General features: G+C 47.2%; 2 protein-coding genes (1 of these 2 only partly in view). Both read left to right on the forward strand.

Annotated features, from left to right (window positions below):
* Positions 1-5873 carry the final stretch of a glucoamylase family protein gene (locus PHS46_06260; protein ID MDD3906111.1) on the forward strand. It extends 21565 nt beyond the left edge of the window, so the window shows 5873 of its 27438 coding nt (coding positions 21566-27438); the start codon falls outside the window, past its left edge; its stop codon occupies positions 5871-5873.
* 232 nt (positions 5874-6105) lie between these two features.
* Positions 6106-8880: hypothetical protein (locus PHS46_06265; protein ID MDD3906112.1), on the forward strand; the 2775-nt coding region annotated here is incomplete at its 3' end.

Consider the following 8880-nt stretch of genomic DNA (forward strand, 5'->3'; position numbering starts at 1 on the left):
CATTCGGCATTACAAATGCATTGATTTATTTTTGGTCCATGTCCGTCACGGCTTTAAAAAATAACAAAGCCATCCGTCGCGCCCCGATTTTATATCAACCCGGGAAAGATAAAGCATATAGCTGGGCCAAGTCCGTAACGCGGTATTTGATAATTCCGGCGATTTTGGCCTCCGCTATGTTTGCCATAGGACATTTTTTCCCTGACCATTCTCCACTGGCGCTAATTCGGGACCAATTTGTACATCTGAAATACGTACCTTCCGCGAGATTCGTACCGGCTCTCGTAAATATGATTTTCTATAATATAGTACCTTATATCTTGCCGTTCTACCTTATAATGGGAAACCTGTCATCCATAGCCGCGAGATATCTGGAAAAGAAATTCGGATGGCAGTTACTCTATGTGAATACAGATATCTATGATGTGTCTTACAAAGCGCAATGGGAAACATTAAATTCTACAAACCTGCTAATGGTATGGCTTTTCTACCAACCGATGGCATTCTTTAAATCACTCTTTGTGGTAGGCGTAAAAAGACTGGAGCCGGCCTGGGTAACAGCGGCAAAATTAGCTCTCGAATATTCCGGAGGATATAAGCTCTGGGAGTCGTGGACCGGCAAAGATTTCAAAGTAAACAAACAGATGCTGTTTGCGGTCATACCGGCTGTGATATTTGCTTGTTTTACATGGAAGACCGATTCATGGTTCGGCTATACGATGTATGGTATCTGGCTGGCGTATATAATCTGGATATCCGGTACGCAAAAGACGCCCACAGCATTAATATTGCCGGTAGTCTTTTCATTGACACTGCTTTTGGCGACCGCTGTCATGGGACTCGATTCCTCGATAGTCTTAATGGGATTCCCAATCTATATATGGTCGTTCCTCTTCGCCCCGTATAAAAACTGGACGACCGGCATGTTCGGAGGGTCGCCTCATTATAGCACTAACTCAATGGTGGAAGCCACGCGCCAGATCAGGGTGTGGGAGCAGAGATACCTGTTAGGCATGGGTAAGCCGGTTGAAGATAGCGAGGCCGTAAAGAAAATAATCGGATTAGATAAGTTCTTCAGGGATGGCAAGAACGAGCCTACAATGCTTAACCAGAGAGATAAGTTACGACTATTGCTGTTCCATCTTACAAATATAAACCTTAATATAAATCCGATATTTGAGCAGTATATAGATAAGGCGCTTGAAGCCCGCCGGCCGGAGGAAGAGGCGCGGTTGAGAACCAAAGGATTTATAGTAGAATCCCGCAGATGGCCGAGATTCCAGGAGTTCGATAAATCGCGCGAGAGGGCTTTTGCGATATTGGATGAGTTGCGTGGCAACGCGGCTCTAAGAACGCAGTACGGCAATGAAAAACTGGAACAGCTTATTAATGAAGAAAAGAACCGCTGGATATTGCGTGACGCTGTAAATAAGGCGATCATCCGCCGCGCGCATGAATTGGCCGGGATAAAACGTTTACGGGAAAAAGATTGGGATACGCTTTCCGTCCTGACGCGTTTGGAAATATTGCTGGAATTATTGAAATCAAAAGATATTGATGTGCGATCGGCCGCGGATAACGCGCTGACAACGCTGGGCGCCGCGGATAATAGAAATGTTGCCGAAACCACAGCGCTTATGAATGCGCTCGCCGCAATAATAAATCGCATGGGGCCCAGGGCTTACAATATTACGGATTGGGAAAAACTTCGCCGCTCCGAGCAATCCGGTTTTATTAATTCTGTGCTTAAGTATTTTTCAATTACGGGAGCACGCGCCAAATATATTCGTACTTTATCAAAACCATTCCGAAAGTCCACCGCTCCGGCGACGTCGCCGGTAGTTATGAAGGGCGGCGTAGAGGGCGGCAGATATGAGATCGTCACGGCAGATATAATAGACGGCGCTATACAGAACTATAATGGTGTCGGATATGAAGATACAGATACAAAATTAAGGCAGGATCTGAATAATGCCATAAAGCGGATTTTTACGCTTGATGGATTTTCTGAAGAAGCAAAAACTAAAATAGCGGCAAAGATTATGAGCCTTTTAGGCGATCAAGCCTCGATAAACGCATTATTACAAAATAAGAAACTTAGGGTGGTCGAAGGTAACGATCGTCTTATGCATTTTACGGAAAGCGCCGATACGATAACGCTGGATATAGACGCGCTACTTCATAATAACGACCTGTTATTCATGGAATTGGTCCACGAACTCTTGCACGCTAAACTCGCGGCTACCCAGACAAGGGCGGGTCCCGCGGCGGATCTCGCTACGCGTATTCAGGAAGAGATAGAAGTTACCACACAGGAAGTAGAGTTATTCCTCGCGTTCCCCAAAGATGCTCAAGACAGGATCCTCGCGGCATTGGCCGCCGACAACGACCTCGACGACAGAAATTTCAGGCAGATACTTGTAAAGGCGCAGGCGGAAGGCCTTAGCACCCGGATAAAAACCGACATCGAAAGATATGTCGGAACTTTAGGTAGCGTCGAATACGCGTTGCCGCCGCAAGCTACATGGTCGCTCGAGAAGAATGCGCCGGAATTGGTCGGCAAAACGATAGTTACGCTTTCGATGGAAGGCAATATCCCGGAATTTGAAGGATACGCCGCGCAGAATGCCAATACAAAAGGCGGTCTTGGCGCGTACTTTGGCGATAAGTTAGAAGGATTGTCGAAAGTAGGAGCCACGGCTTACGGGATAACGCCCAGATATGCTATGGCCGGTGATCAGAATGTTGAGGCGGATTATCGGGAACTTGTTCGTAAAGGTATTTTAAAAAGAGTACAGGGCCGCGACGGTAAGCCGTTAACATTGCGCGTTTCGGCGTGGGATGAATGGGATAAGGATAATGCCGATAACAATCCTGTTTATGATGTAGAGGTTTATGTCGTAAATCGCGGCGGAACTCCTTTGTATGTACTCTCAATGCCAATGGTCTTTGACAGTTTATATACAGATAATCGCCTGCACCGCTATACGCAAGAGATCGTTTTCGGGAAAGCGGCCTTCCAGTTAATGGAAAAACTCGGGCTACCTCCGGATATTTTACATTTGAACGAAGCGCATACCGTAGTAGCCGCGGCTCTTATTAAGGCGGATATAGCGAAAGCCAAATGGGCGCGGGAAAACCTTGGCTCAAGCCGCAAATCTGTTTTTGAAAACAAAAATATGAAAGTTGTGCTGACGAACCATACGCTTGTTTCCGCCGGTATGGAGATGCATCAGCCGGAGCACATGTACAATGCGAATATAGACCGCATGCGGGCCATTCTCGAAATACCCGCAGAAGTCGCGGGCCAATATGGCAGTATGTTCCTCAAGAGGCATATACTCGATAGCGAAGATCACCCTATCAGCCCAGCATCGCTTAGCGCGATAGGCGTGCGATTGAATGAAAAGGGTGAACCTGCCGACGCGGATAGCTGGAAGCGTTTTAATGCGGCAGGCTGTAAGTACAGGATGATAGTCGATTTCTGCTACGCGGCTTTTAAACTGGCAGATGAGATGAACGCTGTAAGCGAAGAGCATGCTTTAGCGACCACAAACTTATTCAAAGCCCTTTACGGGAATGAGTTTAATAAAAAAGTTACAGGGATATTAAATGGTTCCGGTAATACATGGAAAAACCGGGAGCTTTTAAATGCTGAAACCGGTAATAATGTTCCGGACTCCAACGCGTTATATGATATTCACGAGAAGGGCAAAAAAGAGGCTTACGCAGAAATAGAAGCGCGAACCGGAGTGAAGCTTAATCCGGATAAGCCGACGGTATGGCTCGTAAGACGGCTTGTGGAATATAAGAGCCAGTATCCGATACTCAGGTTTATAGTTCCTATAATCTGTTCCGGCAGGGGCGAGGTCTTTACCAGGGAAAAATTAATGAGGATATGGATGGAAGATATCCCGGCTATGAGCGGCGCGGATGCCAATAGGCGCTATAACCGGGATATGCACGCTAAAGCTAACCGAATACTCGATATGCTATTCGCCGGCAAGACCGAAATACGCGGATTGGATATGCAGATGGTGATTGCCGGCCCGGAGTATGAACATGGTTGGGTCAAGCGCTTCAAGTCATGGCATGCGAAATATGACGGCAACTTTGTTTACGTCCCGAATTCCGACGCAAAATTACTAAAGATGCAGGCGATAGGCTCTGATGTATGTCTTACTATACCGCGTCCGTTGGAAGAAGCGTGCGGTACGTCCGACCAAAGATCGGGTATGAACGGAGGCGTTACAGTTTCGATTAACGGCGCCGGCCCTGCCGAATGGGTTACGGAATTTAATGAAGCTACTCTTGAGGGCAACGGATTCCTGATAGGTTCATATACAAAGATGACGCCGCAAGGCCTCGAGGCCGATATTGATGGATTCTACGCAGATGCCCCGGCCGATGTATTTAATAAGCTCACAATTTGTTCGCGGCTATTTTACGAAAGAGGCACAAATCCCGCGTGGAAGCAATTGATGCATAATTCGTACACGGCCGCGAATTACGGCGCTCTGAGTAAGAAGGCGGTTACGGCCAAGGCGATGGAGGAAAGATACGCGGTGCGCGTATATGCGCCCGCGCTTAAAGCCGCCGCGGAAGTTTCGCAACAGCAGGTTGTTGCGGCATCCGCTATAAGCATACTTGCCGTAGCGGCCTCTACACCGCTTGGGTCATTTGTGAATCAGGTAATAAATAATTCGTTGGATGCCATCGGAATGCCACACTGGCTGGCGGGTGTTATTATTATAGCGGCATTAGGTATAGCCGCGGTGATAAAAATAAAGAAGGCGGTTATCTCTTCGAAAATCACCGTCGGAATACCGCCCTCGGCAATCACTACACGCAAGGCGGCTATCGAAACTATCCTCAGCTCGGCAGGCGGTAAATACGAAGTGGTAACCGTCGATAATATCGCCTCATTCGCCGATGAGTCCGCCGGTAGAGGCACAGCGAGGATATTCATAGATAATGATATCTCCGAGGAAGCCATAAAAGAGCACATCCTATTAGCGAAGCTCGCCACAAACTATTCCGGCGTATTGGCTACAGCCAATATAGACAGGGCATTGGTAAAAGAGATAACTGACCTCATTAAAGATATCCTCGGCGATGATGCCATGAGCTTAAACGCCGCGGAAATATTCTCAAGGGTAAGCGAAGCCGTCAAAGATTCGGTTAAAAAAGAGAAGATAGCCCGGTTAGCGGGGCTCGTAGTAACCCAGAGCCAGAATCTTACGTCATTCGCGAATAATCATTCCCCGAGATTCAATCCATCCGCGAGAAAAGAAGACTCGGCCATCGCCACAGCCGCGACAGACACAATAGCCGCCAAGTCGCTTGAATTCGCCGATGATGTACGTCGTAACGCCGCGGAAGGCCGCAAAACATCGCTCATATACGGCGAAGTTTACAAAACGCCTCAGCAAGCCGAAGCTTTCATAAGAGCGCTCGGCCTGAACATGGCAAACATAGAGCTCATTGACGGTAATGCCCTGGGCTATGACAACGATACGATAGTCGCGCAGATAGCGAAGTCTACGCCCGGATTAAATGAAGCAAAGATAGGCATAAGAGCGGCTGTAGGCCAGATTAAGGGTAGGCCTACTAAAGGCAAGCTATTGGAAGTGCCGTCAGTCACCATAGGCGGCAAGAATGTCCTTGTCACGATGAATACGGAAAAGGTATTAGTCAGGATGCTGCAACTACCGCCTGATAGTGTCGCGGTGGAAGAGCTCGGTATCCAGGGTCTTGCCTATGATCAGGAGACCAACCGGTATGTGTATCTACAACCGATCGTGCCGATCAACTACGCCGAGGAGATAGAGACGTATCGCGCGGCGATATTGGTACTGGCCGCCGCGGCGTAATTTAGGATTTGTAACAAGGGTAGGGAGATTACCCTAACAAACCATCCCCGTTTCTTGAGGGCTTTTGCCAAGCGGTCTTCAAGAGCGGGGATGGACTATTTTAAGGTATAAAATAGTTAGATTTACCATATTGACATGCCGATTTAATATGGTATAATTATGTAAACGTTAAAAAAGTTATATTTTCCACCCCGGGGTGGAAAAACAGAAGACTTGGCATAAGGAGGCAGTTTTGTTAGAAGCTTGGCACTCAAAAAATACGCTTGGCACACGCGAGGAGCTCGGCAACGCCTCTCTCATCATGGACTGGAGAAGTCCGCACAATAAGTGGTGGATGAGGCTGGTGGCCGTAACTCTGACCCTTTGCTTTATATACCAAGATGTGGTATGGGCGCAGGATGGACAGCCCGTATGGTCTAAGCCGGTTAATGAGAAATGGGGACAGTCCCCTTCGGGGACAGTTCCCATTTCTTTAAATGCTAATATAGCAATACCGAAAGACATAGCTACGGTAAAAGAGGCGTACAAAGCCTCATCCATCCCTCGACGCGGCCAAAATTATTCTTCGAGCCTGGCCGAAGACCGTGTCGAGAAGGATAATTTTGGCCTTGCTCGGGATGAATCTGAATCAAAATCAAAAACCGTGATTCAGATCCAGGACGCCCACGCATCTTTAGCCGCCCAGGAATCCATATCCTCGATACTCGACTCGTTAGTTACCAACTACGATCTTAAGCTCGTAGCTGTGGAAGGCTCATCAGGCTACATCGATACCTCGATCTTAAAGACATTCCCCGACGAAGGAATCCGCAGGAACACCGCAGAATATCTTATGCAGAAAGGTAAGATGTCGGCCGGAGAGTTCTATTCGGTTACAAGTAACAAGAATATCGCTTTATACGGCATAGAAGACAAAGATTTATACAAAGCTAACGTTGAAGAGTTCAAGAAGATATACGAGGCTAATCAGTCTGTCCGGAAAGACATCACAGGTCTTATAAATACCCTCAAAGCCATAGAAGACAAGGTCTACTCCAAAGAGTTAAAAGCCCTCGAGGATAACTCCGTATTAAACACCAACGGCAAGGTATCTTTTACAGACAGATGGGCGTATATAAGCGCTCTTGCCTCAAAGGTCGGTATAGATATAAATGGAAAAATGTCCCAGTCCAAGGGGACAGTCCCCTTCGGGGACAGTCCCCTTTTTCCCAACCTTTCAAAACTCGTCGAATCTATAAAGCTTGAAAAAGAGATCTCCTTCGATAAGGCCAACAAAGAGCGCGATGCCTTAATCGACGTCTTAAGTAAATCGATAACTAAGACAGAATTGGAGAAGCTCGTATTAAACTCCCTCTCATTCAAACAGGGCAAGATAACCCAGGGCGAATACTACGTATTCCTCCAGGGACTGGCCAATGACAACAACGTATCACCCTTAAAGTACAAGAACCTCATAAACTTCACCGACTACATCACCCTCTATGAGTCGATAGACTTACTCGAGATATTCGAAGAGGCTAAAGTATTGGAAGATGCCATCAAAGACAGGCTCTACACTTCCCCCGACCAGAGGAAGTTACACGACCTATTGAAGTGCGCTAACTTTATCAAAGACATCTTCGATCTTAAACTTACCAACTCCGACTTCGAATACTTGGCCAAGAGCTTAAAGACATGGAATGCGGATACGATTGCCCAATTCATTGAGGAAACAGGTAACCGCGTAGGTTACACCTCCGGTAACCGCGTAGGTAACCTACGCGGTTGTACTGGTGACGATGGTTACGACCTCGATAACATCTTCTCGAATCTGCCCATAGCCATACAATTCTACAATACCGCGGAAAGACGTAACAACGTCATCCTGAATAACACCATATCCCGTATGAATAAAGAAGGCCAGACAGTAGCGGCCCTTATCACAGGCGGCTACCACACCAAAGGTATATCCGAGCTACTAAAGCAGAAAGAGACCTCCTATTTAGTAATATTACCTAAGTTCGACGCCTCAAAGCCTGAAAGGCCCTACGTAGCTATACTGACCAATAAGAAAGACAACTATGAAGAGCTATTGGAATCGGGTAAGTACCAGCTATTAACCGATAACTACTTAAAAGACGGCATCCAGGACCCCAAGAAGATAGAAGGCTTTATTAAAGAGATAGTGGTTGTATCCATAGGCCAGGCGGCCATAGAGCGTAAAGACATCGCCAGTGTCAAGAAGCTGTGGATCGAGAGCTATCGCAGGTCGTACGAGGCCCTTATGGAGAAGGGGATAGTAAAGAAACCATCTTCCGAACCTGGTGCGGCAGAAGGTTCCAGCGAAAAGTTTTCCAAACCAGGTTTGGGCAAAGGAAACCGTTTCTACAAACCTGGTTTGGAAAGCCAGGAACAAGGTTATGGCGACCAGCATATAGCGACGACGACGAACTTTAGTCCGGTTGCTCTCGAGAAATTTATTCAACTTATAGACGATATAAATGCCATCCGGATTAGCGATGCTGTGGCGGTTGTAGAGCTGGGCGATACGCGCTGGACGATAGCGATATCAAGCGATAACACGATAACGCGACGTGAACCAACGCCCGCTGAGCTACGAGGATTTAATTCGCAACTGAGAAAAATCGCGTCGCAACCCGCTTCTACCGAACATGTTCCATCCGCCGCGCAACGTGTCAAAATCCTTGAGGGCACGACACGGGACTTATTGATCGACGCTATCGTAGAAAGAATGCATGGCGTTTCCACTGAAGAGTCGTTCGACGACGCTGTCCGCGGGAAAACAGCCTATACGAATTTGACCGTAGACGGCCAAAGAGAGATACGGCAAGCGGTTATGAATAGATTTAAACCTATCGAAACCGCCCAAAAAGTTACTGTCGTCTCGCGTATTCCCGAAGCGTTCATAACAAGAAACGCTCAAGCGAAGAAGAATAAAGAAGAGAGAAGAGGCAAGATCGAGGTAATAGTAAAAGACGCCGGTCAAGACGGCATTACTATAACAAAA

Source organism: Candidatus Omnitrophota bacterium (assembly GCA_028699255.1).
In the GTDB taxonomy this organism is placed as follows: Bacteria; Omnitrophota; Gorgyraeia; order 2-01-FULL-45-10; family 2-01-FULL-45-10; genus FEN-1322.